This window comes from Methylomonas sp. Kb3 (genome assembly GCF_002834115.1).
Lineage (GTDB): Bacteria > Pseudomonadota > Gammaproteobacteria > Methylococcales > Methylomonadaceae > Methylomonas > Methylomonas defluvii.
The window spans coordinates 20,533-45,272 of sequence record NZ_PIZT01000065.1; the positions used below are offsets into that span (position 1 = coordinate 20,533).

Annotated in this window: 22 protein-coding genes; 17 read left to right on the top strand and 5 right to left on the bottom strand. The window is 53.7% G+C overall.

Features of this window, described 5'->3' with window-relative positions; all coding sequences use genetic code 11:
• The first annotated feature begins 487 nt into the window (after positions 1-487).
• Positions 488-1,108 carry a hypothetical protein gene (locus CWO84_RS15530; RefSeq protein WP_101053663.1) on the top strand — a complete coding sequence of 207 codons (621 nt, stop codon included), beginning with the start codon at positions 488-490 and terminating at the stop codon, positions 1,106-1,108.
• A gap of 296 nt (positions 1,109-1,404) precedes the next feature.
• Here the strand turns inward: CWO84_RS15530 and cueR are convergent, their stop codons facing one another.
• Positions 1,405-1,806 (bottom strand): Cu(I)-responsive transcriptional regulator, encoded by a 402-nt coding sequence (gene cueR, locus CWO84_RS15535; RefSeq protein WP_101053665.1) that lies wholly within the window; start codon positions 1,804-1,806, stop codon positions 1,405-1,407.
• A gap of 188 nt (positions 1,807-1,994) precedes the next feature.
• Positions 1,995-2,819: a class I SAM-dependent methyltransferase gene (locus CWO84_RS15540; protein WP_101053667.1), complete on the bottom strand. Its 825-nt coding sequence runs from the start codon at positions 2,817-2,819 to the stop codon at positions 1,995-1,997.
• 582 nt (positions 2,820-3,401) lie between these two features.
• Here CWO84_RS15540 and rep point away from each other — a divergent pair.
• A complete protein-coding gene (gene rep, locus CWO84_RS15545; protein WP_101053669.1) occupies positions 3,402-5,408 on the top strand; it encodes a DNA helicase Rep in 2,007 nt (668 codons plus the stop codon).
• Positions 5,409-5,410: 2 nt separating this feature from the next.
• Here rep and CWO84_RS15550 read toward each other — a convergent pair whose 3' ends face one another.
• Positions 5,411-6,751 carry a DegQ family serine endoprotease gene (locus tag CWO84_RS15550; protein WP_101053671.1) on the bottom strand — a complete coding sequence of 447 codons (1,341 nt, stop codon included), beginning with the start codon at positions 6,749-6,751 and terminating at the stop codon, positions 5,411-5,413.
• 152 nt (positions 6,752-6,903) lie between these two features.
• On the opposite strand from CWO84_RS15550, the gene CWO84_RS15555 reads away from it, so the two are divergent.
• On the top strand, positions 6,904-8,235 hold the full coding sequence (locus tag CWO84_RS15555) for a cyclic nucleotide-binding domain-containing protein (RefSeq protein ID WP_033157604.1): 1,332 nt from the start codon (positions 6,904-6,906) through the stop codon (positions 8,233-8,235).
• Positions 8,236-8,294: 59 nt separating this feature from the next.
• Here the strand turns inward: CWO84_RS15555 and rpmG are convergent, their stop codons facing one another.
• Entirely contained in the window at positions 8,295-8,468 is a 174-nt protein-coding gene (gene rpmG, locus CWO84_RS15560) for a 50S ribosomal protein L33 (RefSeq protein WP_343221784.1), read from the bottom strand.
• The gene (rpmB, locus tag CWO84_RS15565; RefSeq protein ID WP_033157675.1) at positions 8,462-8,698 is read right to left on the bottom strand and encodes a 50S ribosomal protein L28; all 237 of its coding nucleotides are present in this window, start codon (positions 8,696-8,698) and stop codon (positions 8,462-8,464) included. Before rpmB ends, rpmG begins: the two co-directional genes overlap by 7 nt.
• A gap of 139 nt (positions 8,699-8,837) precedes the next feature.
• Between rpmB and gshB the strand changes: the two genes are divergently transcribed.
• The 14 genes from gshB to CWO84_RS15635 all read left to right on the top strand — a co-directional run bounded on the left by gshB (position 8,838) and on the right by CWO84_RS15635 (position 24,722).
• Entirely contained in the window at positions 8,838-9,788 is a 951-nt protein-coding gene (gene gshB / locus CWO84_RS15570; protein ID WP_033157674.1) for a glutathione synthase, read from the top strand.
• 1 nt (position 9,789) lies between these two features.
• Entirely contained in the window at positions 9,790-10,683 is an 894-nt protein-coding gene (locus CWO84_RS15575; RefSeq protein ID WP_033157603.1) for a TonB family protein, read from the top strand.
• A 16-nt stretch (positions 10,684-10,699) separates the two neighbouring features.
• Positions 10,700-11,266: a YqgE/AlgH family protein gene (locus CWO84_RS15580; RefSeq protein ID WP_033157602.1), complete on the top strand. Its 567-nt coding sequence runs from the start codon at positions 10,700-10,702 to the stop codon at positions 11,264-11,266.
• A complete protein-coding gene (gene ruvX, locus CWO84_RS15585) occupies positions 11,259-11,705 on the top strand; it encodes a Holliday junction resolvase RuvX (RefSeq protein ID WP_051670127.1) in 447 nt (148 codons plus the stop codon). Before CWO84_RS15580 ends, ruvX begins: the two co-directional genes overlap by 8 nt.
• Before the next feature lie 101 nt (positions 11,706-11,806).
• Entirely contained in the window at positions 11,807-12,328 is a 522-nt protein-coding gene (gene pyrR / locus CWO84_RS15590; protein ID WP_033157601.1) for a bifunctional pyr operon transcriptional regulator/uracil phosphoribosyltransferase PyrR, read from the top strand.
• Positions 12,325-13,290, top strand: a complete 966-nt coding sequence (locus CWO84_RS15595; RefSeq protein ID WP_033157600.1) for an aspartate carbamoyltransferase catalytic subunit — start codon at positions 12,325-12,327, stop codon at positions 13,288-13,290. Before pyrR ends, CWO84_RS15595 begins: the two co-directional genes overlap by 4 nt.
• A complete protein-coding gene (locus CWO84_RS15600) occupies positions 13,287-14,576 on the top strand; it encodes a dihydroorotase (protein ID WP_101053673.1) in 1,290 nt (429 codons plus the stop codon). The genes CWO84_RS15595 and CWO84_RS15600 overlap by 4 nt, the downstream gene beginning before the upstream one ends.
• A gap of 56 nt (positions 14,577-14,632) precedes the next feature.
• Complete coding sequence (locus CWO84_RS15605) at positions 14,633-15,337, top strand: TIGR00730 family Rossman fold protein (protein ID WP_033157598.1); 705 nt, start codon at positions 14,633-14,635, stop codon at positions 15,335-15,337.
• Between the two features lie 66 nt (positions 15,338-15,403).
• Complete coding sequence (locus CWO84_RS15610; RefSeq protein WP_101053675.1) at positions 15,404-16,390, top strand: MoxR family ATPase; 987 nt, start codon at positions 15,404-15,406, stop codon at positions 16,388-16,390.
• Positions 16,391-17,308 carry a DUF58 domain-containing protein gene (locus CWO84_RS15615; RefSeq protein WP_101053677.1) on the top strand — a complete coding sequence of 306 codons (918 nt, stop codon included), beginning with the start codon at positions 16,391-16,393 and terminating at the stop codon, positions 17,306-17,308.
• Positions 17,309-17,341: 33 nt separating this feature from the next.
• Positions 17,342-21,484 carry an EAL domain-containing protein gene (locus CWO84_RS15620; RefSeq protein ID WP_240618075.1) on the top strand — a complete coding sequence of 1,381 codons (4,143 nt, stop codon included), beginning with the start codon at positions 17,342-17,344 and terminating at the stop codon, positions 21,482-21,484.
• A 9-nt stretch (positions 21,485-21,493) separates the two neighbouring features.
• Positions 21,494-21,961 (top strand): DUF4381 domain-containing protein, encoded by a 468-nt coding sequence (locus tag CWO84_RS15625; RefSeq protein WP_101053681.1) that lies wholly within the window; start codon positions 21,494-21,496, stop codon positions 21,959-21,961.
• Positions 21,958-22,944 carry a VWA domain-containing protein gene (locus CWO84_RS15630; protein ID WP_101053684.1) on the top strand — a complete coding sequence of 329 codons (987 nt, stop codon included), beginning with the start codon at positions 21,958-21,960 and terminating at the stop codon, positions 22,942-22,944. The genes CWO84_RS15625 and CWO84_RS15630 overlap by 4 nt, the downstream gene beginning before the upstream one ends.
• Complete coding sequence (locus CWO84_RS15635; RefSeq protein WP_101053687.1) at positions 22,941-24,722, top strand: VWA domain-containing protein; 1,782 nt, start codon at positions 22,941-22,943, stop codon at positions 24,720-24,722. Before CWO84_RS15630 ends, CWO84_RS15635 begins: the two co-directional genes overlap by 4 nt.
• Positions 24,723-24,740: the final 18 nt, after the last annotated feature.

Here is a 24,740-nt window from a genome sequence, read left to right on the forward strand (position 1 = left end):
CAAAAAGTGCTTCGAACGCACTCCCTTCAGCCCCGACCGCATATAAACCCAACCCGTTGGCATATAAAAATCTCCCGGCGGCATCCCCGAGAGGTCCGGTGGTGCCTTCGCGTTTCATGGCTGCACCTTCGAGTCCGGTGGATGCGCCTTCCAGGTTTGCGTAGGTGCATTCCGGACATTGGGATATGCCTTCCGGGGATTTTTATATGCCGCCGGGATTGTTGGGAATGTCTTCGCAGTGGTCGGCAACCCGCACGGGTGCTTTGGAAGTTACCTTAAAACCTATAGCTACGCCTTCGGGTAATTTTAAAATCCAAACGCGCGACATTTAGCCGCACTTGTGTAAGTTGATAGCTTATCTATACTCTTGGGCGACATAGTTTTAACGCTAGTTATTCCCTTCGATTTATTCCAATACTTCCGCCGGCGATTCGGCCTGTTGGCCGTTGCCTGGCTTGCTTATCGTTTATCTATAAGGAGCACACTGATGGCTAAATCAGATTATTTCCCCCGTCCCGATGGCGAGTTATTGATATGGCATGACCGGTTTATCCTCAACCTCGCCGCGTTGAAAACCCAGCTGGGTTTATCCGACGAGGACATTGCCGCCTGCAATACCGAGAACCAAGAACTGCATGGCAAAGTGTCGGCCGCCAATATTGCCGCTGCGGCCGCGCATCATGCGACCGCCGATAAGCAGGCTTATCGCGGCCAATTCGAGAATAAGGTGAGGGCATTGGCGCGGCGCATCAAGGCTCACCCCGGTTATACGGAGGCATTGGGTAGTCTGTTGGGTATCGTCGGTGCGGAAATCAATATGGATTTAACCGATGCCAAACCGGTGCTGAAAGCTGCCGATCAGACCGGGGGTAATGTGGTGTTGAGTTTTCAAAAATTCAAAAGCGACGGCATCAATATCTATTCCCAGCGTGAGAACGAAAGCGAATTTGTGTTTCTAGCCCGTGACACTCAAACCCGTTATGTCGATAACCGCCCGCTATTGGTGGCCGGCAAGCCTGAGCTGCGCCGTTATACGGCGGTTTATGTGGTGAAAGATTTGGAAGTCGGCCAATACAGTGACGAATTGGTGGTGAGTTGTGCACCGTAAGCGTACTTCAATTCTAAGTGTGTTCGATTTTAGGGGATGCGTGATTCAGCCTTCGCTGGTTTCCCCGGTTTAGACACCTCATATTCGACAACGTCTATCTTTGTCCTTATTAACCAGACTGTTAAATTCTCTGGCTCCGTCATTCCCGCCTAAGCGGGAGCGACGATATTTGAGGGCCGGGTTAATAACTTGAGACTGATTATCCTTAAACATCAGTCATTTCCGCGTATTTGCAGATCCGGAACCAGCAAAACGGGGAGACAACCAAGGGAGAATAATCGCTGGATTATGTAGTCTTAAACCAGCTGCTGGCCGAGTACCAATGTATCGATAATCGGGCAATCCGGTTTATTGTCCCCGCTACAGGTCTGAGCCAACCGGGCCAGAATGTCGCGCATTTCGGTTAATTCGGCAATGCGTCGATTCAAATCTTCGACATGGGATTGGGCCAGCGCTTTGACATCGGCACTGGCTCTTACCGGGTCTTGCCACAGCGAAACCAGATCGCGGATTTGCTCCAGCGAAAACCCCAGCCCCCTAGCTCGTTTGATCATCCGCAACACTTGCAAATCGGTGTCGTTGTAGGTCCGGTAGCCCGATGCGGTGCGCACGCATTTTCTGATCAGTCCGATACCTTCGTAGTGACGAATCATTTTGGCGGATACGCCGGTCATTTTCAGAGCTTGGCTGCTATTCATCGCTCACTCTCCAATAGGGGGCTCAGTGTTGCGGGCGGCCAGTTCGCTGCCCGCTAGCGGGTTCGGTTAATGCCTGACGGATTGCAATAAGCCGGCGGGTTACCGCGATGGGAAGGACAAGCGATTTTTTTGCTTTTTTAGTCCCTGGTATTTTTTGAAAAAATCGCTCATGAAAAAAACGCAAGGCTCTAAACGACAGGTTTATCGGCGACGGCATAAATCACATTGGCTGAAATCTCAGTAACCGATTGGCTCACTAATTGGTCGAGATTGGCCTGCTTCACCTTCTGTAGCTGTTCGCTATTGAGCTGATCCAAGGTTCCCCGATAACCGCTACCCATCGCCAGGGTCCACCAATCCTCAGGCTCAGACAGAGCATGAGTCGCGGTTTCGGCAGAAATGTGCACTTCGGTTAAACCGGCTTCGGCCAGCATGTCCAACAGTCCTTTCGGTGTGGAAATACGATCCCAAGGATTAAAGTCTTTATAGAGTTCGGGGCGTTGTTGGCGGATGGCTTGCCAAAGCGAGGTGTTGGCTGGCTCGAATAAATCCGGTCCCCAGGTCGTAATAGCCAATCGCCCGCCTGGCCGGACCTGGCGCCATAATTCTTTGACGGCGGCGGCCATATCAGGTACGAAAAAGATCCCAAACACGCAAACGACGGCGTCGAAATAACCATCGGGATAACCTAGAGCAAGCATATCATGGACCCGAAATTCCAGATTCTCAAGACCATCGGCTTGGGCTTTATCGGCTGCCCGAGTCAATAGTTTTTCTGCCAAATCGACCGCAACCACCCGGCCATCCGAGCCGACCATCCGCGCGGCCGGTAAGGCTGAAGCGCCGGTTCCGGAACAAACATCCAATACTTGGTCACCTTGCCTCAAACCTATTCGCTCAATGGTGCTATGACCGAAACGGTTCCAAAACGTGTTGGCCGGGTGATCGAATAAATCGGCGGCTGTGTTATAAGCATGTGCGGTTTTCTGATTGGCTACCCCATGTGATTCCATTTCAACCTCCTGAAAAAATATTCAAATTTTAGTCATGGATAGTCACCTTACCTCGGAGACCATCCGGAGGCATCAATCTAAAGGTTTACATAATGGGAAGGTCAAGCAAAATTAAGGCTTAACTATGATCGCTAGATGAATAATCTGCTCGGATCGTCGCCAGATAAACTACTGAACACCAGATTCAAAGCCTGGCGGGGGATTTAATCAGCGTTGCCCCAGGGAATAAGGCCGTAACGGCGCCAAGTAAAAAGTATGGCAACAAGATTGATGTGTGTCATGTTCATTTGTTTGTTGCGCCACGTAGAGCAAAGCGAAGCTTTTTGCCCGTCCGTTTGACTGCCATGTTAGGCACCGTCTTTTCTCATCATGCGCTTTAGAATTGGTAGTCGGTAAGCCGACGTCCTCGATTTCGCTGACGCTGCATTGAGGCTGCGCGACTCTCGTTGCTATGTCTCCGATTTCCAAAAAGACTAATATGCTCCGCGAGCTCCCATCAAGCCCACGCTCATTCGCCCAAGTTCACACAATTTCAGCTAGCCCTGCGATAATGGCCGGCCTGTCAATAACCTCTTTGTTTTCGTGTCCCCCAAACTCAACCCCCAACAACTCGCTGCCGTTAAAACCATCGATCATCCCTTGTTGGTACTGGCCGGTGCCGGTAGCGGCAAGACGCGGGTGATTACTGAGAAGATCGCTTATCTGGTTCAACAGGGCACGCCAGCACGACATATCGCGGCGGTGACTTTTACCAACAAGGCGGCGCGGGAAATGAAGAGCCGGGTCGGCAGGCTGATCGATGACAAAGCCAGTCGCGGCTTGCGGGTATCGACTTTTCATTCCCTGGGCTTGGATATTCTGCGCAAGGAACACAAAGCCCTGGGCTATAAGGCGGCGATCACCTTGTTCGACGAACAGGACCGGCTGACCTTGCTGCGCAATCTGGTCAGTCACGGCGTGGGCGGCTGCGACATTGATCATGTGGAGCAGTACAACTGGCAAATCGGCCAGTGGAAAAACGCCTTTGTGACGCCCATCCAGGCTTTGAGCCAAGCCGATGCCAACAGCTTGCCGGCGGCGCTGCTTTACGAGGCGTTTACCCGCAGTTTAAAGGCCTATAACGCCACCGACTTCGACGATTTGATTTTGCTGCCAGTGCTGCTGTTCCAGCAACATCCCGAAGTATTGGAGAAATGGCAGAACAAGATTCGCTATTTATTGGTGGACGAATACCAGGACACCAACATCACCCAGTATCAATTGGTCAAGCTATTGGCGGGCAATCTGGGCCGCTTTACCGTGGTGGGTGACGACGACCAATCCATCTATGCCTGGCGCGGCGCGCAACCGGAAAATCTCAGCCAGTTGCAAAAAGATTACAGCCGCTTGCAAGTTATCAAGCTGGAACAAAATTACCGTTCCGCCGGGCGGATTTTGAAAGTAGCCAACCAGCTTATCGCTAACAATCCGCACGCCTTCGAGAAAAAGCTCTGGAGCGAGTTGGGTTATGGCGACCCGCTACGGGTGCTGAGTCACAAGAATGATGTTGCCGAAGCCAAGCAAGTCACCGCCGAGATTGTCCATCACCGTTTCAAGACCGGTGGCAGTTATGGCGATTACGCCATTCTGTATCGCGGCAATCACCAGTCACGCTTGTTCGAGAAGGAATTACGCGAGAACAACGTGCCCTATTTCATCAGCGGCAGCGCCTCGTTTTTTTCGTATGCGGAAATCAAGGATGTGTTGGCCTACCTACGTTTGCTGGTTAATCGCGACGACGACGCGGCGTTTTTGCGAGTGATCAACACCCCGCGCCGGGAGATTGGGCCGACCACACTGGAAAAGCTCGGCGCCTATGCCAACGAGCGGCATATCAGTCTGTTCGCGGCCTGCAATGAGTTGGGCCTGCAACAACGGTTGCCGGAAAAGTCGGTACAACGCTTGAGCAAGTTTTGCGATTGGTTGAAAGAAACGGCGATTAAGATCGAGCGCGAGGATACCTTTGTCGTGATCAACCGGATGATAGACGAGATCAACTATTCGGCTTGGTTACAGGAAAACAGCAAAACCCCGGCCTCCGCCGAGCGTAAACTGAAAAATGTGTATGAGTTAATCGAATGGCTGCAGCGTATCGCCACCAAGGAGCAAGGCAGTGAACAGTCGCTGGCCGATGTGATTGCCAAGGTGATGCTGCTGGATATTCTGGACCGCAATCAAGAAGACGAAGCCGGCGACCAGGTCAGCTTGATGACCTTACATGCCGCCAAGGGCTTGGAATTTCCGCATGTGTTTTTGATCGGCATGGAAGAAAACCTGTTGCCGCATCAAAACAGCATCGAAACCGATAATATCGAAGAAGAGCGGCGCTTGGCGTACGTGGGCATTACCCGCGCGCAGCAGACCTTGACCTTTAGCTATTGCACGCACCGCAAGCGTTTTGGTGACTTGACCGAGTGCGAACCCAGCCGATTTTTAAACGAATTGCCGGAAGAGGATTTGGAATGGGCCAACAAAAAACAGTTGCCGCCGGAAGAAATTAAACAGCGCGGCAAGGCCAGCCTGGCCGCGCTGAAAACGATGCTGAATTGAGTTTATTGCAATACCACGAAAAAGCCTTCGCCGCCGCGTTGCAGATTGACTAACAGCGGTGCATTGGGATTGACCACCTGCTTGATCTCATCCAGATTTCTGACCCGGTAGCGGTTGGCGGTGACGATGATGTCGCCCGGCCGCAAGCCGGTTTTCCAGGCTTTGGAGTTTTGTTCGACTTTTTCTATCATCACGCCTTCCACTTGATCCTTGGGCGTTACGCCTAGCACCGCGCCGCTTAAAGTCGGATGCAGTTTACTGCCGTCCAGCTCCGGCCGTTTCGGCTTGCCGATGGTGGCTTGCAGCGACTTGCGTTCCTCGCCGCGCATGATCTCCAGGTTGGCAGTGTCGCCGATTTGCAGCAAGCCCACCGCATTGCGAATTTGCGCGCTACCGCCTTTTACGTCCTGGCCGTTAATGGCCATAATAATATCGCCAGGCTCCAATCCGGCCTTTTCGGCGGGCGATCCGGCTTCCACGCGGCTAACGACCGCACCGTGCTGGCTTTTCAAGGCAAAGGCTTTAACCAGTTCCGGCGTTAAATCTTGCGTGGTCACACCCAGCAAACCGCGGCGCACTTCTCCGTGTTGCACCAAGGATTCCATCAAGCGAACCGCCATATTCGACGGAATCGCAAAACCGATGCCGACATTGCCGCCGGTAGGCGCGAGGATTGCGGTATTCATGCCGACAAATTCGCCGCGTAAATTCACTAAGGCACCGCCCGAGTTGCCGGGGTTGATTGAGGCGTCGGTCTGAATAAAATCTTCGTAACCTTCAATGCCCAAGCCGGAGCGGCCCAGCGCGCTGACGATGCCGGAGGTGACGGTCTGGCCCAAGCCGAACGGGTTGCCGATGGCAACCACGAAGTCACCGACTTTCAGTTGGTTGGAGTCGGCAATTTTCAAGGCACTCAGGTTGTCGGCGGGGATTTGGATCACCGCCACGTCGGCTTCCGGATCGGTGCCCAGCAGTTTGGCGTTGAGCTGCCGGCCGTCGCTAAGGGTAACGGTGATTTTGTCCGCTTTGTCTATCACATGATTATTGGTCAGCACATAGCCTTGATCTTTATCGATAATCACGCCGGAGCCCAAGCTGTTTTTCTGCTGTTGCCGCTGGTTTTTGGGGATGTTGAAAAAACGCCGAAACATCGGATCGTTCATTAACGGATTTTCCTGCACCCGCACATTGGTCGAGGTGGAAATGTTAACGACGGCTGGCATACTTTGCTCCAGCATCGGCGCCAGGGACGGCAAAGGTGCGCCGTCGACTTGTCCGGGCAATTCTGCGCTGGCTCGCCAGCTGCTCAGGCCAAACAAGATAATCAGGAATAGTTTGTTCATGTTCGTCATGGTTTTTGCATTCCAGGCAGTTAAGTTGCCAGCATGGACTCGCTGGGCGGGAAAATGTTTCACTGAGAGTTTACTTAATAATCGACTATCATAGATTAAGTTTTCTTGTTGGTTTCCCTTCACTTTTTATTCGCGACGAATACGTGGCTGTCGACATCCATTCCGCTGAAGGCCGTGTGATTCGGCAATTAATTCCGCTATCCACCTTGCCCTTCAGTAAATTTGAGGCGCTGTGCGCACAAATCAAGGTCGAGGATGCGGAAGAAGGCCAATTTTTGTTCAAATGCGGGGATGAACCTAACGATCTGGTGTATTTGATCGATGGCAGCGTGACCTTACAGACCGATCTGTTAAAGATCGAAACGATCAAGTCCGATAGCCCCTCGGCGCGCTTTGCGCTGGCGCATCAAATCCCCAGGAAAGTGCATGCCGTTGCCAATAGCCGAATTCGTTTTTTGCGTTTGAATGCTGATATGATGAAATCGGTTCAAGACGTTCCGTATGAAGAAGCAGAGAGTTTTATGGTAGCTGAAGAGGTGGAGGATAATGACGACTGGATGACGACATTGTTGAAGTCGCCGGTATTTCGAGCGTTGCCTCCGGCTAATTTGCAAAAAATTTTGATGGGCATGGAGGAAGTGCGCGTGAATGCAGGCACTGTCATTGTCAATCAAGGTGAGCAGGGCGACTTTTACTACATCATCAAACGAGGGCAATGCTTGGTGAGCAGGAAACCCGCACCCAATGCCAAGGAGATTAAGCTGGCGCAACTCAGCGATCAGGATACTTTTGGTGAGGATGCATTGATTTCAGGCGAGCCTCGCAACGTTACGGTCAGTGCGTTGACGGATGTTTGCCTGTTGCGATTGGGTAAGGAGCAGTTTCTGAACTTGATCAAACAGCCGACGCTTAAATATATCAGCTATAAAGACGCTCAAGACTTGGTGACCAAGGGTGCGGATTTGATCGATGTGCGCGAGCCCGATGAATACAAGCCAAAGCATTTGCCGTTCAGCATTAATCTGCCGTTTTTTTCCTTGCGCATGCAGCTAAAAACCTTGAATCGGCAGCATCCCATCGTCGTGGTTTGCCAGAACGGCAAGATTAGCGAAACGGCGGCTTTTATCCTGATGCGGCACAAATTCAATGCGCTGATTTTAAGCGGCGGTATCGACAGCATTAACCCGGACGAACTGAAAGCACCTTCATCGTTTCCGATCGACGACGGCATTGAGACCGGTAATTTTAGAGGGAGCAGCGGCGAGAGCGAGACGAGTCACTCGTTCACCGAGCAATCCTCAATACAAGATGATATGGAGCGTTTGCGGCGTTTTCTGCAGCAACTTAAAACCAAATATAATATTTTGGAAGCCGAGAAGAAAGCTTTGGAGATGAAATATTTGGCACTTGCCAAATTTACGGAATCGCTGAAAGCCGAGCTGGAAGCGATGAAGAAAGCCGGTGGCGGTGGCTAGTCGGAAAAAACCCTGCTACTAGCCCGCCAACGCCTGAAAGCGGATCAATAAAACGCTGTTTATTTGATCTTGGCTTCTTTGTACATCACATGCTTACGAACCACGGGATCAAATTTTTTGATCTCCATTTTTTCAGGCATGGTTTTTTTGTTTTTGGTGGTGGTGTAGAAATGGCCGGTGCCTTCGCTAGATACCAATTTGATTTTGTCGCGCATTGTCAGTCTCCTTAATATTGTTCGCCGCGTTTACGCATATCGGCCAAAACAGCATCAATGCCGTTTTTGTCGATGATACGCATACCTTTGGAAGATACTCTCAAACGAACCCAACGGTTTTCGCTTTCAACCCAAAATCTGTGGTGATGCAGATTAGGCGTAAAACGTCTTTTGGTTCTGTTCATCGCGTGTGAAACGTTGTGCCCTGTTACTGGGCGTTTACCTGTTACTTGGCATACTCTGGACATGACTACCTCAATGCGAGCTTTTAATTCAAAATAGCCGCGCTTTATAACAAAAAAACTTTTGTTGGTAAACAACAGCCTGCAAAATAAATTTGATAAAATCGGTTTTATTTCCCCTCGCTTCGGAATTTACAGGACTTTAATGGCTATTAAACTCGGCATGGTCATGGACCCCATCGGCCAGATCAATATTAAAAAGGACACCAGTTTCGCGATGTTGCTGGAAGCCCAGTCTCGCGGTTGGGAGCTGCATTACATGGAACTGTCCGACCTTTATATGCGCAACGGCGACGCTTATGCCCGTTCCCGCGTGCTGGAAGTCGAACGCGACGACAAGCAGTGGCATAGGTTTCTCGGTGAACAGCAAATAGCCTTGTCCGAATTGGACGCGATCATCATGCGTAAGGACCCGCCCTTTAATCAGGAATATATCTACGCCACTTATATGCTGGAACAGGCTGAGCGCCAGGGTGTTTATGTGGTCAACAAGCCGCAATCGCTGCGCGACGCCAACGAAAAAATGTTCACCGCCTGGTTTCCGCAATGTTGCACCGATACTTTGGTAGCCCGAGACCCGCAAAAAATCCGCGACTTCTTAAAAGAGCACCGGGAAATCATCTTGAAGCCCTTAGACGGCATGGGTGGAGCGTCGATCTTTTACGTCAAAGAGCATGACCCCAATCTTAGCGTGATTCTGGAAACCATGACTCAACACGGCAGCAGTTACATCATGGCGCAAAAATACCTGCCTGCCGTGAAAGACGGCGACAAACGGATCTTGGTGGTCAATGGCGAACCGGTGCCTTATTGTCTGGCACGGATTCCGGCCAGCGGCGAAAGCCGGGGCAATCTGGCAGCCGGCGGACGCGGCGAAGGCCGGCCATTGAGTGACCGTGATCGCTGGATTGCCGAACAGGTCGGGCCAACCTTACGCGAAAAAGGCTTGATATTTGTCGGCCTGGATGTCATCGGCGACTATCTGACCGAAGTCAACGTCACCAGTCCAACCTGCGTGCAGGAGCTGGATAAACAGTTCGGCATTAATATCAGCGCTCAATTAATGGACCACATCGCCGCTCAATGCCAGGCCTGATATGTACGCGCCGGACTTGACTCCCACGCCGTTGTCGCAAGGTGATTCGCTGCTGACGGCGTTGTTTGTGGCGGCGGTACTGCATGTGATCGTGTTGTTGGGCGTTAATTTCACCGCACCGCAGCCACCTAAGATCAACCGCTCGATTGAAATAACCGTGGCCCATGCTCCGGTGAAAAAGGCGCCCAAGGATGCGAAACATCTGGCAACGGAGCATCAAATAGGTGCCGGCGAGGAAACCCGCAAACCGGAGCCGCCGCAGCAAAAAATAGCCACTCAGGAACAATCGATCAGTCCGCCGGCAAAGAAAGTCTTGCCGCATCCGGTGGTTCCACAAGTCAAACCGGTCGCCGAGAGACTGCTTACCCAAGCCAAAGCGCCGGTTAAGGTGGTGACGGAACCCGAGCAACCGGTAGAATTACCGGAAGCTGTTGAAGTTCCGGAATCTGCCCCCAAATTATCCCCGGAAGCGCTTCAGCAACAAATCGCCCAACTCGGCGAGCGCATCAGAAATACCCAACAAAGCGCGCAAGATACTAAGATTAAATTCGTCAACTCGGTTAGCACGCACAAGTATCTCGCGGCGCAATATGTCAAGGATTGGGAGGACAAGGTTGAGCGCACCGGCAATCTGAATTATCCTGAGGCGGCGCGCAAAAAAGGCGTTTCGCAATCCTTGACCATGGACGTGGGGATTAACGCCGACGGCAGCATTTACAGCATGCGGATTGTCCGGTCATCCGGCAATTCCGCGCTGGATGACGCCGCGAAACGGATTGTGAAGATGAGTGCGCCCTTTGCCGCTTTACCCGATGATTTGTTGAGAGAAGTGAACGTTTTGGTGATTACCAGGGTCTGGAAATTCTCAGACGAAACCGGCATGACTGCCCGCTAGCCCATACAGCACTCCAATGACAGACGTTACTTATTTAAATAACCAGTTTTTGATTGCGATGCCCGGCTTAGCCGACCCGCATTTTTTTCACACGGTGACATACCTGTGCCAGCACAACGAAGAAGGTGCGCTCGGCATTGTCATCAACCGACCGACCGGCATGAAATTACGCGACATTTTCGAGCAAATGGGGATTAAAACCAAGCTGGAAAATGTATTGGAAACCCCGGTGTTTGCCGGCGGCCCGGTACAGCAGGAACGCGGCTTTGTCATTCACGATGCCTGTGAACAACGCTGGGATTCCAGTATCAGTACCGCCGAGAATATTACGCTGACCAGCTCTCGCGACATTCTCGAGGCCATTGCCGAAGGTAAAGGCCCCAACCACTATTTGATCGCCTTAGGTTACGCCGGCTGGGGTAGCGGCCAACTAGAAAAAGAAATGGTCGAAAACGCCTGGCTGAACACGCCATGCGGTGAAGAGATACTCTACGAAACGCCGATTAGCCAGCGCTGGAATGCGGCGGCGGGACAATTAGGTATCGACATTAATCGCCTGACCACGCCGGCAGGTCATGGTTAAGCTCGATCCGCTGGCGGCAAAATTCAGCAGCGATGCGTATTTAGGGTTTGATTTCGGCAACAAAAAAATTGGGGTCGCGGTGGGACATGCCGATACCGGCATTGCCAGTCCGCTGCAAACCATCCAATCGCTTAATCAAGTGCCGGACTGGCATAAAATCGGTCAGCTGATCGCCGAATGGCGGCCCATAGGTTTGGTGGTCGGCATTTCTCGACAGAACGATGGTTCGGATAATGTGATTACCCCGCGCATGCAAAAATTCTGTCGGCAGCTGAATGGTCGTTACAATCTACCGGTGCACCAAATCGACGAAACACTGACCACGTTCGCCGCTAAACAAATGCTGTACGACGACTTGAAGGTTAGCGCTACTAAATTATGGGCCGTGCAAGATCAACTGGCCGCACAGATCATTCTGCAAAGCTGGTTTGATCAGTAAAAAGACGAAAACGGTTTTACGCCCATGCAGCCTTATTATCCCGTCGCTTTCAGCTTTTTCCCGAATTTCATAACAATAACAAGATTCCCCCTGTAACCGTCATGCCCATCACCACGCTGAATATCGATAACCTGCTCGACACTCTGGAAGCCGCGATTCGCCGGCAGATTAGCGAGCGTAACTTGCATAATCCTTTGCTAATCGGCATACACAGCGGTGGCGCCTGGATCGCACGGCATATGCATCAGCGTTTGGGTTTGAGCGAACCCTTGGGCATGCTGGACATCACCTTTTATCGCGACGATTTTTCGCAAATCGGCATGCATCCCAAGGTCAAAACCAGCCAATTGCCGCCGCATCTGGAAGGCCGCGATATCATTCTGATCGATGATGTGTTTTACACCGGCCGCACCATCCGTGCCGCGTTGAACGAGATTTTCGATTACGGCCGCCCCAATCAAGTAGTACTGGCGGTATTGATAGAGCGCAACGGCCGGCAGATTCCCTTGCAACCGGACTGTTACGGTATCCGCATCGATCTGGCCGGCGATCAACGTATCAAACTGACCGGTCCTGATCCACTGGGCATCGAGATCCAATCCCCGCAAGTGGTGGCGGCATGACCCGACACATCCAGCTTACCGAACAAGGCAAGCTCAAGCATTTTCTGACGATCGAAGGCCTGGATAAGGAGCTGCTGACTGAAATTCTGGATACCGCCGAATCATTTGCCGGCATGTCGGAACATCAAGTCAAAAAAGTGCCGTTGCTGCGCGGCAAAACCATCGTCAACCTGTTTTTCGAAAACAGCACCCGCACCCGCACCACTTTCGAGCTGGCGGCCACCCGGCTGTCGGCGGACGTGCTGAGCATGAACATCGCCACGTCCGCCACTTCCAAGGGTGAGAGTCTGCTGGATACCATTCACAACCTGGAAGCGATGCACGTGGACATGTTCGTGGTTCGCCATGCCCTGAGCGGGGCGGCGCATTTTATCGCTCAACACACCGCCCCGCATATCAGCGTGATCAACGCCGGTGACGGCCAGCACGCCCATCCTACCCAGGCGATGCTGGATATGTTCACCATCCGCCAACATAAAAAACAATTCGAAGGCCTGAAAGTCGCCATCGTTGGCGACATCTTGCATTCGCGGGTGGCGCGTTCGCAAATCTTGGCTTTGAACACATTGGGCGTTGCCGAAGTGCGGGTAATAGCTCCCAAAACGCTGTTACCGGCGCAAGTCAAAACTATGGGCGTGATACCCATGCATGACATGGACGAGGGCCTGGATGATGTGGATGTGGTCATCATGCTGCGTTTGCAAAAAGAACGCATGAATTCGGCGTTTTTGCCTAGCGAAAGCGAGTTTTTCCGCTGTTTTGGTTTGACCGAAGCCAAGCTTAAACGCGCCAAAGCCGATGCCATTGTGATGCATCCCGGACCGATCAATCGGGGTGTGGAAATTGCCTCCAGCGTCGCCGACGGCCCGCAATCGGTGATCTTGCAGCAAGTCAGCAATGGCGTGGCTGTGCGGATGGCGATTATGTCGATGGCGATGCACAGTCAAGGAGGAGCGGCATGACCAAGATTTTGATTAATAACGGCCGCATCATCGATCCGGCCAACAACATCGATGCTATCGGCCCGGTTTGTATCGCCGACGGCAAGATTGTCTCGGTGTTGGAGCACGCCGCCGATTTCACTCCCGAACAGATTATTGATGCCAGCAGTCAAATCGTCTGCCCCGGCTTCGTCGATCTAAGTGTGCGCTTGCGCGAACCCGGCCATACCCAAAAAGGTAATATCCTCAGCGAAACCCGAGCGGCGCTAAGCGCTGGCGTAACCTCTCTTTGCCTGCCGCCAGATACCAAGCCCTGCATCGATAGCCCGGCGGTAGTCGAGTTCATCAAGGACAAGGCCGAAAAAGCCGATTACCCGCAAATTCATAGCATAGGGGCGTTGACGCAGCGTTTGGCCGGCAGCGAATTGAGCGCGATGTTCGCGTTGAAGCAGGCCGGCTGCATTGCCGTCAGCAATGCCAGTGAGCCGCTCGGCAATCTGTTGATATTACGGCGGGCGATGGAATATGCCGCCACCCACAATTTATTATTGATGTATCGCGCCAATGAACCCGCCCTGTCCGGCAAGGGCTGCGCCCACGAAGGCCCGGTAGCCAGCCGCTACGGTTTGCCGGGTATCCCGGAAGCCGCCGAATCGATTGCCTTGGCGCAATGTCTGGAGTTGGCGGAGTTGACCGGCTGTCGGGTGCATATTAGTCAAATCAGCTGTAAACAATCGGTGATCAAATTGCAGCAGGCCAAGAAATACGGCCTAAACGTCACGGCCGACGTGGCGATTCACCAACTGCATCTGACCGAAGACAATATCACCCCATTCGACAGCAACTACCATGTATTGCCGCCGCTACGTAGCGCCATCGACCGCCAATATCTGCGCGAGGGCCTGGTTAACGGCACCATAGACGCGATATGCTCGGATCACCAACCGCACGACCTGGATGCCAAACTCGGCGCATTTCCGGAAACCGAAGCGGGCGTGGCTGCACTGGAAACCCTGTTGCCATTGACGCTGGCACTGACCCAACAACATCGCATCGGTTTGTCGCAAGCCATCGCCAATCTAACCTGCAAACCTGCACACATTTTAGGCCTGGCTAGCGGCGCATTAACGCCGGGTTCTGCGGCTGATGTGTGTATTTTCGATCCACAAGCCAATTGGCAGGTTAATCGCGACAACTGGCTTAGCGCTGGTTGCAATACGCCGTATTGGCAGCAGACCTTGACCGGGCGCGTGACCCATACTTTGCTGGCCGGTAAGCTGGCGTATCGCTTGGTTGAGCCGTCGTGAGCAGGTTATTTCGTCCCATTGCCATTAGCACAGCGTGCTCATTTAAGGAATAAATCATGAGTTGCATCAAAAATCGCCGCACTGACGGCTCGACGTCCTCCAGTATCATCGACGACCTGAAAGGCGATCAATCCTGGCGGATTTTTCGCATCATCAGCGAGTTTACCGAAGGCTTCGACGAACTTTCCGGTTTGTGCGACGCGATTTCGATTTTCGGTTCCGCCCGCTTGCCGCCCGAGCATTTTTATTATCAAAAAACTGTGGAACTGGCGGAAATGCTCAGCAAGGAAGGCTTTGCCGTGATCAGCGGCGGCGGGCCCGGCGTGATGGAAGCCGCCAACAAAGGCGCCATCCTGCACGATCAACCGTCTATCGGCTTGAACATCGAATTGCCGATGGAACAAACCCCCAATCCTTACCAAAACATTTCGCTGAATTTCCGTTATTTTTTCGTGCGCAAAGTGATGTTCGTGCGCTACTCGATCGGTTACGTGTGTATGCCGGGCGGTTTCGGCACGCTGGATGAGTTTTTCGAAGCCTTGACCTTGATGCAAACCCACAAGATCTATCCGATTCCATTGGTACTGTTCGGCAGCGATTTCTGGAGCGGCCTGATGGATTGGATGAAAGCCAAAATGATGGAATACGGCACCATTTCCGAGGAAGATTTGGCGCTGATCACCGTCACCGACGATCCGCAGAAAGTGGTCGACATCATGGTTGCGCATCGCGAGTGGAAAGATTTGCAGCGCAAAAATTAAGCGCCGCGCAACTTTCAGGACTCAACTCGGTCACAACCTCGTTAAACATAAGGATTTTTTACACACATGACTGCGACAAGTCTTAGCCCCAGCCAAGCCGCCTTACAAAATCTCAAAACTCACATCAATACGCAGATCATCGGCCAGGAAGTTCTGGTTGAAAGGATGTTGATTGCCCTGCTGGCCGATGGTCATTTGTTGGTGGAAGGTGCGCCGGGCTTGGCGAAAACCCGCGCCATCAACGTACTCAGCCAAGGCATAGAAGCCGACTTTCATCGCGTGCAATTTACCCCGGACTTGTTACCGGCTGATTTGACCGGCACCGAGATTTACCGGCCGCAGCAAGGTAGTTTCGAGTTTCAGAAAGGTCCGTTGTTTCATAACTTAATCCTGGCCGACGAAATCAACCGCGCACCGGCTAAAGTCCAGGCCGCCTTGCTGGAAGCCATGGCTGAACGGCAGATCACGGTCGGTAAAGCCACGTATCCGCTACCGCCCTTATTTATGGTTATGGCCACGCAAAATCCTATTGAGCAGGAAGGCACTTACCCCTTACCGGAAGCGCAACTGGATAGATTTTTACTGCATGTGAAAATCGATTATCCCAATGCCGAGCACGAGCAAACCATCCTGCATCTGGCCCGTGCCGAGGCCAAGGGCGCTTTGCAAAACCAGGACAGCGCACCGCCTAAAGTGAGCCAGCAAGCCTTATTCGCCGCGCGCGGCGAAGTGTTGGATTTGTATCTCGCCGACAGCTTGGAGCAATATCTGCTGCAAATCGTGCTGGCGACCCGCAATCCCGGCGCTTATGGTCAGGATTTGGCCGGCTGGATTCAATACGGCGCCAGCCCGCGCGCCAGCATTGCCCTGGACCGCTGCGCGCGCGCCAAGGCCTGGCTGCAACAGCGCGATTTCGTCGATCCCGGCGACATTCAAGAGATGGCTTACGATGTGCTGCGCCACCGCCTGATTCTGTCCTACGAGGCTGAAGCCGAGGGCATTAGCAGCGATTATGTGATCAAAGAATTGATAGCCAGAATTGCCGTACCCTAAATGAATAAATCGCCAGCGACCGACAACCCCCGGGTGACGGTCACTCTAAAAGCCTTGGTGGATCTGGCCAAACCGGCCGGCATGCTTAGCCTGGGGCACGCCAATATCCGCGCCGCGCAAAGCGGTAATTATCTGTCGCATCTAAAAGGGCGCGGCATGGCTTTCGATGAAACCCGGCTCTACCAACCCGGCGATGACGTGCGGCGTATCGATTGGCGCGTGACGGCCCGCACCGATAAGCCCCACAGCAAGATTTTCAAGGAAGAACGGGAAAGGCCCATGTTCATTGCCGTGGATTACCGCGCCACCATGGCTTTTGCCACGCGCGGCGTGTTCAAATCCGTGCAGGCTGCCCGTTTGGCAGGTTTACTGGCTTGGGCGGCACTGAAGCAAGGCGACCGGATTGGTGGGCAGATTTTCAGCGATGACGGTTGCCAGGAAGTAAAACCGCAAACCGGCAAACCGGCGCTGTTACGGTTTTTAAATGCCCTGGTCAATCCGGATTACAACGGTGCAGCTGTTGTCAACCTGGCGCAGCCTCTGGCCAGATTGCTGCATCATGCCCGGCCCGGCAGCCGGGTGTATATTCTCAGCGATTTTCGCGGGATGAATAGCGCGGCCGAAAATCATCTGGCCAATCTGGCCCGGCATTGCGAGGTGGTGTTGGTACACATCTCCGACCCGCTGGAAAGCAGTTTACCGACCCAAGGCCGCTACCGCTTTACAGACGGCTGGCGCGAAGTGCTGTTCGATAGTGGTGACAAACAGCGCCTGCAAGCCTATCGGCAGCGCTTCCAAGACCGGCAGGCGTATCTGCAAAAGCTGACCAATAAACTGCGTCTGACCTTGATACCCTGCACGACCCAGCAAATGCCTTTGGACGCATTGAACGGCACCCGCGCGCGTCCGGCGGCGTAAGACCTTCTCAATCTGGCCATGCGCATCCCCAATTTGTCTCATTCAATAGATTTTCCGGTGCCGGATAACGAGACACAAAGTATCGCGCTCGTCAGCCCGTTGGTTTTACTGATACAAATCGGCGTACTGAGTTTGCTGATGTTTGCCGGCGGCTGGCTGGGCGGCAAAATGATCATTCCGCCCGGCTATGCCAGTCCGCTATGGCCGCCAGCCGGCATCGCACTGGCTGCGCTATTTATGGGTGGCCGCAGGCTTTGGCCCGGAATCTGGCTGGGTGCGGCGTTCAGCAATTTTCTGGTGACTATTGATTTTTCCGGTCAATTGACCGCGCAAACTGCGATGTCCTCCTTTGCCATTGGCGGCGGTAGCGCCTTGCAGGCGTTGGCGGCTCTGGCTTTATCCAAAGCCTACGTAGAACCGGGTTTGCCCAAATTGGATAGTCCGGCCGCCATACTCAAGTTTTTTGTCCTGGCCGGGCCGGTAGCCTGTCTGATCGCGCCCAGCGTAGGCGCAGCCGTACTTTATTCATTGGACTTGATGAGCCAGGCGCAACTCTGGTCGTCCTGGCGAAACTGGTGGGTTGGCGACAGTTTGGGCGTGATGATAGTGACGCCGCTATTGTTTTGTTATTTCGGACGCCCCCGTGCGCTTTGGCAGGCGCGGCGCTTGAGTGTCGCGCTACCCTTACTGGGCACGCTGCTGGGTTTGGTGCTGGTATTTTTGCAAGCCTTTCAAGCGGAACGCGCACGCATTCAACAAGCTTTCGACAGTCGGGCTGCCGAGTTAGACCGGCTGCTGGCGGAATATGCCATTGATGTAATCGATAGTACGCTGGCGCTAAGAGATGTATTTCTGGCATCCGGGCAGGTAAGCAGAGCCGAATTTAGCGTGTTTTCCCAGGGTATCCTGCAACGTCATCCGGAAATCCAAGCCCTGGAATGGCTACCGCTGATCACTCAAGCCGATTTACCGGCCTTCGAACAAGCGGTACGCGCCGAAGGATTTCCTGATTTTCGCGTCATCGAACGGGATAGTGCCGGTCAATTGGTGCATGCAAGTGCCCGGCAGGAGTATTTTCCGATCATGTTTGTGGAGCCGATGGCCGGCAACGAAAAAGCCTTTGGCTTCGATTCCATGACAAATCCTCTTAGCCGGCAAGCAAAAATCCTGGCCCGCGCCAGCGGTAAACCCACCGCCTCGCAAAAACTGACGCTAATGCAGCGTGACGATACCGATCCCGGTATTTTGGTGTCCATTCCGGTTCGCCGGCATAGCTCCGGCGGCGACGTCTTGGATATTACCGGTTATGTCTCGGCAATCTTACTGCCGGCCAAAATGGTGGAAACAGTCACCAGGGGGCTCAACACCGATACGCTGGGTATCAGCATTGATGACCTCAGCGCGCCCGCCGGACAAACGGCTTTGTATGTAAAACCGGTACGCAAACCGGTGTCGTTAAACTACGACTTAAAAAAATGGCAGCATAATTTTGCGTTTGTGGATCGTAATTGGCAAATTACCGTCACGCCGGATAGCGATTTCGTCAACGAACAAGGTTCATCGCTACCTTTGATTACTTTGATCGGCGGGCTCTGTTTTACCAGCTTGCTGAGTATTTTATTGTTGATCATCAGCGGCAGAACCGCCTCCGTGCAAGCTTTGGTGGAAGAACGCACCCAGGCATTGGCCGACGCGGTTGCGGAATTGGAAACCGCCGCCAATATCGCCAAGGAATCGGAGTTAAAGCTGCGCACTATCGTCGATTCCGAACCGGAGTGTGTGAAACTGCTGGCGCGGGACGGCAGTTTATTGCAAATGAACCGCGCCGGTCTGGACATGATAGAAGCCGAGACGCTGGAGCAAGCCCAACAAGGACGCATGGAGGATCTGGTATTGCCTAAGTACCGGGCAGCCTTTAAAAAATTGACTCGGCGGGTGTTTGCCGGCGCATCAGGCACACTGGAATTTGAAATAGTCGGCCTGAAAGGCCGGCAACGCTGGTTCGATACCCACGCTGTGCCAATGCGCGATGCGGAAGGCAATATCGTAGCCTTGCTGGGTTTGACCCGCGACATAACCGAACGCAAGCAGGCCGAGGAACATCTGAAACTGGCTGCGCGAGTATTCAGCGAGGCGCACGAAGGTATTTTAATTACCGATCCTGGCGGGATCATCGTCGATGTGAATCCGACTTTTTCCGAGATTACCGGCTATAGCCGCGCTGAAGTGATAGGCCGAAACCCGAGCCTCTTGCAATCCGGTAAATACGGTGCGGATTTTTACCGGGATATGTGGCAAGCCTTGCATGAAGCGCAGCATTGGCAAGGCGAATTGTGGAACCGTAAAAAAAACGGCGAGTTGTATGCTGAGTGGCTAACGGTTTCTGCTTTGTGTGATGCCGACGGCAAGGTCACTCACTATATCGGGCTATTTTCCGATGTCACCCAGGCCAAGCAGCAGCAACAGATGCTGGAATTGTTTGCCCATTACGATCCGCTCACCCGCCTGCCGAACCGGATTTTATTCGCTGATCGCTTGAATCAAGCCATCGCCCATAGCAAGCGGGAGAACACTTTGCTGGCGATTTGCTTCCTGGACCTGGACGGCTTCAAGCCGGTCAACGACCAGTTCGGCCACGACATCGGCGACCGGGTGTTGGTGGAAGTGGCGGAAAGAATCAAAAGCGCGATTCGCGAGGAAGACAGCGTGTCGCGGCATGGCGGCGACGAATTCGCGCTACTACTGGGCGATATAGACTCGATTGAACAATGCGAGCAAACCATCATGCGCATTCACCGGGCGATTGCCCAGCCGTATGTCATCGACGATCAGCCGATTTCGGTCGGCGCCAGCAGCGGTTTTACCGTATATCCGCTGGATGATGCCGACGCCGACGCCTTATTGCGGCATGCCGACTACGCCATGTACCAGGCTAAATTGGCCGGCAAAAACCGTTGTCAGCTGTTTGATGCCAGCCACGACCAACAAATCATGCATCGCCACCAACAACTGCGCGACATCGAAGCGGCGTTTTTAAACAACGAGTTGTGCATGTATTACCAGCCCAAGGTGGATATTAAATCCGGCCAGGTTAAAGGCGTGGAGGCCTTGATCCGCTGGCTGCATCCGCAGCGCGGCATGGTGCCGCCGTTGGAGTTTCTACCGGTGATTGCCTCCACCGATCTGGAAATCCGCATCGGCAATTGGGTCATCGCGCAAGCTTGCGAGCAGCTGGCGGGCTGGCATGCGCGCGGCTTGCCGTTGGAGGTCAGCGTCAACATCTCCTCCTATCATTTGTTGTGGTCCGGGATTGGTGCTTATATCGAAGACACTTTACGCCTTCATCCGGAACTGGACGCCCGCTACCTGCAATTGGAAATTCTGGAAAGTACCGCATTGGATGATTTGTCGGCAGTGAACCGGATTATCACCAGCTGCCGCGAGCAACTGGGGATCAGCGTGGCCCTGGACGACTTCGGCACCGGCTACTCCTCGTTGACGCATTTGCGGCATCTGTCGGTGGATACCGTAAAAATCGATCAGACCTTTGTCCGTGACATGCTCGACGATCCGGACGACTACGCCATCATCGACAGCGTGATCAATCTCAGTCAGGCTTTTAGCCGGGAAGTCGTGGCGGAAGGCGTGGAAAGTCAGGAACAAGGTATCGTGCTGTTGCTGCTGGGCTGCCATCTGCTGCAAGGCTACGCCATTGCCCGGCCCATGCCTGCCTCGGCGATTGCCGACTGGGTGATTGCTTACCGGCCTTTCGACGACTGGCAAATTTATGCGGATGCCGAGCTGTCGGCGGAACAGGTTGACATAGCGATTCGCCGCTTCGACACCCGGCAGTGGTTGCAGCGGGTCCAGGCCTGCCTGTTCGCAGAGCCGCAAGCTGCCGTCAAAAGCTGGCCCATCATGGACCAGCGTCGTACCCATCTGGGCCGCTGGCTGAAGCAAGTACAACACGACCGACAGTATGCCCAGGATTGGCTGGAACATATCGAACAATTACAGCGGCAATTGCATGTCCTGGCCGAAAGTTTGTTGAAACGCTGCGAGGCCGGCCAGCGCGATGCCGCGCAGGCGGGTTTTAACGACCTGCGGGCTATTCAGCAGCAAATCGACGACATGTTGATTTTGTATACCCCACTCCCCAATTTGGACGCGATGTAGATATTCAATATGGAACCATTGCCCTTAAAAGATATTCATTTGCCCGGTTCCGTGGCTTTTTGGCCGCCGGCGCCGGGCTGGTGGTTGTTAGCGGTATTGCTGCCGTTGTTGATTTTTTTGTGCCGGTATTTTTATAAACGCATCCGCCGGCAGACAGCGGTGAAAACCGCCAGCAAATTGTTATCCGCGCTTCGCCGGGATGGCGCTGCCGACGCCAGACAGACCTTGGTAGCTTTATCTGCTTTATTGCGGCGCGTAGCCATCAGTATTGCGCCGCGCAGCGATGTCGCGAGCTTGCGCGGCGAGGCCTGGCTTAGCTATTTGGATCAGTCATTGCCGGATGCGCCGTTTACCCTAGGCCCCGGCCGTTGTCTGGCCGACGGCCATTACCGGCAAACGCCGCCCGCCGATACCGAACTGGAGGCCTTGTTTGAATTGTGCGAACGTTGGTTGAAACAACAGGCGAAAAAACGATGATTGAATTGTACTGGCCCTGGTTGTTATCTCTATTGCCGCTACCGCTGTTATTGCGATGGCTGTTGCCCGCGCGCGCCGTCGCCCAAACGGCGGCATTGAAAGTACCGTTTCTGGATGATCTTGGTCCCAGCGAAACGCGGGTGGTCAGCAGCGAACGGCGTTGGCCTTTATGGCTGGCAGCTTTTGCCTGGGCCTGTTTACTGTTGGCCGCCGCGCGTCCGCAATGGCTGGGCGAACCCATCGAGCAAGCGGTCAGCGGCCGCGACTTGATGCTGGCGGTGGATGTGTCCGGCAGTATGCAGGAAGACGACTTTATCCTCGGCAAACAGCGCGTGGACCGCTTAACCGCGATTAAACAAGTGGCCGGCGAGTTTATTCAGCGCCGGGTCGGCGACCGCCTGGGCTTAATCCTGTTCGGCACGCAAGCTTACTTGCACGTGCCGTTAACCTTTGATCGCAAGACCGTGCAAACCTTGTTGCACGAGGCGTTTATCGGCATCACCGAGGACGACCCGAAAACCTCGATAGGCGATGCCATCGGCTTGGCGATCAAACGGCTGCAACAACAGCAAGATGCCAGCCGCGTGTTGATTTTATTGACCGACGGCGCCAATACCGCCGGCGAATTAACGCCGCTAAAAGCCGCCGAACTGGCGGCGGAGCATCACCTAAAAATTTACACAATAGGCATAGGCGCCGACGAAGTGTTGGTGCGCAGCCTGTTCGGCACCCGCCGCGTCAATCCTTCCGCCGATCTGGACGAAAAAACCCTGACTGCGATTGCCGATACGACCGGCGGCCATTATTTCCGCGCCCGCAATACCGAAGAACTGGAAAAGATCTACCGGATGCTGGATCAGTTGGAACCGGTTGAAAAAGACAAACAATACTTCCGCCCCCGCAGCGAGCTGTTTTATTGGCCGTTGGGCTTGGCCTTGTTATTGACGGGATGCTTAACCTTGGCCCGCTTGAGGTGGTCATGAATTTTGCCGAGTTTCATTTCCTGCGGCCCTGGTGGTTGCTGGCATTATTGCCGGCCGCGCTGTTTTTGATTTTGCTGGTGCGGCATCGACAAGGACGCGGCAACTGGAGCGACGTGTGCGATGCCGAGTTGCTGCCCTTTATTTTGCAAGACAAACCGTTGCAAGCATCGCGTGGCCCTTTGTTCGGTGCCGGCTTTGCCGCGTTGCTAACCATCATCGCCTTGGCCGGTCCCACTTGGCAGCGCTTGCCCGGCCCGGCCTTTAGAAACGATGCTGCGCTGGTAATTGCGCTGGATTTATCCAAATCCATGGATGCCGCCGACATCAAACCCAGCCGTATCGGCAAGGCCCGTTACAAAATCGCCGATTTACTGAAGCAACGCAAGGATGGTCAAACCGCACTGCTGGTTTACGGCGGCGACGCTTTTACCGTCACACCATTGACCAACGATACCGCGACCATTGATAGCCAGCTAAGCGCCCTGACCACCGACATCATGCCCAGCCCTGGCAGCAACACCAGTGCGGCATTGAATGCGGCGGTGGCATTGCTGCGCCAGGCCGGCTTGGTCAAGGGCCATATCCTGCTGGTCACCGACGGCGTTGATAGCGATGTCGCCGAGCAGGCCGAACACTGGCTGGGCGATTACCGGCTCTCGGTACTGGCGATGGGCACGCCGGAAGGGGCGCCTATCCAGCTACAAGGCGCCGGGTTTTTAAAAGATAGCAATGGCTCTATCGTGGTCGCCAAGTTGGACGAAGCGGCCCTGAGCACGCTGGCGCAACACGGTCGCGGCATTTATCAGCCGGTGACGGCAAACGATGCGGATGTCGAGAATTTGGGGCGTTTATTCAATAGCGCCGAAACCGGTAACGAAAATTTGGATAGTAATCAGTTGCTGCAACAATGGGATGAAAAGGGGCCCTGGCTGTTATTGCTGGTGTTACCGTGGGCGGCTTTGCAATTTAGAAAAGGTTTGTTATTGGCCTTGCTGTGCCTGTTGCCGTTGCCGAAGAACAGCTACGCGCTGGACTGGCAGAGCCTGTGGCAAACGCCGGATCAACGCGCCAAGCAGGCTTTCGAGCAAGAGCAATATCAACAAGCCGCCGAGCAGTTCGACAATCCGGATTGGCGTGCCGCCGCCCTATACAAGGCCGGTAAATTCCAAGAAGCCGCCGAGACCTTGAAAAACACCCAAAGCGCGGAAGGCCATTACAACCGCGGCAATGCCTTGGCTCAGGCCGGCCAGTTGCAAGAAGCCGTGCAAGCCTATCAGCAGGCGCTGCAACTTGATCCTAAGCATCAGGATGCGAAATACAATAAGGAGCTGGTCGAGAAGAAGCTGAAAGAACAGGAACAGCAGCAGGAGAATCAACAGCAAGACCAGCAAAAGCAGGACAAACAGGATTCGTCTGAGCAAAAGCAGCAGCAACAGCAGGACGGCAAGCCCGATCAAGCCGACAAAGATGCGCAGCAGGAGCAAAAACCGCAAGACCAGCAAAAAGCCGACGCCAAGCAGGACGCGGAACAAAATAAGGCTAAAGAAGACCAACAATCCGAAGCCGAGGCCAAACAGCAAGCTGAGCCGCAGCCGCCCGAGCAAGAGCCGACAGACCAGGAAAAAGCCGCGCAAGCCACGGAAAAAAACGAAACTGAGCGCGCCAACGAGCAATTGTTGAAGCGCATACCCGACGAGCCGACCGGCTTACTAAAGCGAAAATTCAAATATCAATACGGTCAGCGTAATCGAGCTAACCCGGCCGGTCCGGCCTGGTAAATTGACGGATCGGGAATC

Coding starts and splice junctions, on each gene's coding strand:
- CWO84_RS15635 (WP_101053687.1), top strand. CDS start 22,941: ATGAATTTTGCCGAGTTTCATTTCCTGCGGCCCTGGTGGTTGCTGGCA.
- CWO84_RS15595 (WP_033157600.1), top strand. CDS start 12,325: ATGACCCGACACATCCAGCTTACCGAACAAGGCAAGCTCAAGCATTTT.
- CWO84_RS15625 (WP_101053681.1), top strand. CDS start 21,494: ATGGAACCATTGCCCTTAAAAGATATTCATTTGCCCGGTTCCGTGGCT.
- CWO84_RS15530 (WP_101053663.1), top strand. CDS start 488: ATGGCTAAATCAGATTATTTCCCCCGTCCCGATGGCGAGTTATTGATA.
- CWO84_RS15605 (WP_033157598.1), top strand. CDS start 14,633: ATGAGTTGCATCAAAAATCGCCGCACTGACGGCTCGACGTCCTCCAGT.
- CWO84_RS15610 (WP_101053675.1), top strand. CDS start 15,404: ATGACTGCGACAAGTCTTAGCCCCAGCCAAGCCGCCTTACAAAATCTC.
- CWO84_RS15580 (WP_033157602.1), top strand. CDS start 10,700: ATGACAGACGTTACTTATTTAAATAACCAGTTTTTGATTGCGATGCCC.
- CWO84_RS15630 (WP_101053684.1), top strand. CDS start 21,958: ATGATTGAATTGTACTGGCCCTGGTTGTTATCTCTATTGCCGCTACCG.
- CWO84_RS15600 (WP_101053673.1), top strand. CDS start 13,287: ATGACCAAGATTTTGATTAATAACGGCCGCATCATCGATCCGGCCAAC.
- CWO84_RS15575 (WP_033157603.1), top strand. CDS start 9,790: ATGTACGCGCCGGACTTGACTCCCACGCCGTTGTCGCAAGGTGATTCG.
- CWO84_RS15540 (WP_101053667.1), bottom strand. CDS start 2,819: ATGGAATCACATGGGGTAGCCAATCAGAAAACCGCACATGCTTATAAC.
- CWO84_RS15615 (WP_101053677.1), top strand. CDS start 16,391: ATGAATAAATCGCCAGCGACCGACAACCCCCGGGTGACGGTCACTCTA.
- gshB (WP_033157674.1), top strand. CDS start 8,838: ATGGCTATTAAACTCGGCATGGTCATGGACCCCATCGGCCAGATCAAT.
- rpmB (WP_033157675.1), bottom strand. CDS start 8,698: ATGTCCAGAGTATGCCAAGTAACAGGTAAACGCCCAGTAACAGGGCAC.
- ruvX (WP_051670127.1), top strand. CDS start 11,259: ATGGTTAAGCTCGATCCGCTGGCGGCAAAATTCAGCAGCGATGCGTAT.
- CWO84_RS15550 (WP_101053671.1), bottom strand. CDS start 6,751: ATGAACAAACTATTCCTGATTATCTTGTTTGGCCTGAGCAGCTGGCGA.
- pyrR (WP_033157601.1), top strand. CDS start 11,807: ATGCCCATCACCACGCTGAATATCGATAACCTGCTCGACACTCTGGAA.
- cueR (WP_101053665.1), bottom strand. CDS start 1,806: ATGAATAGCAGCCAAGCTCTGAAAATGACCGGCGTATCCGCCAAAATG.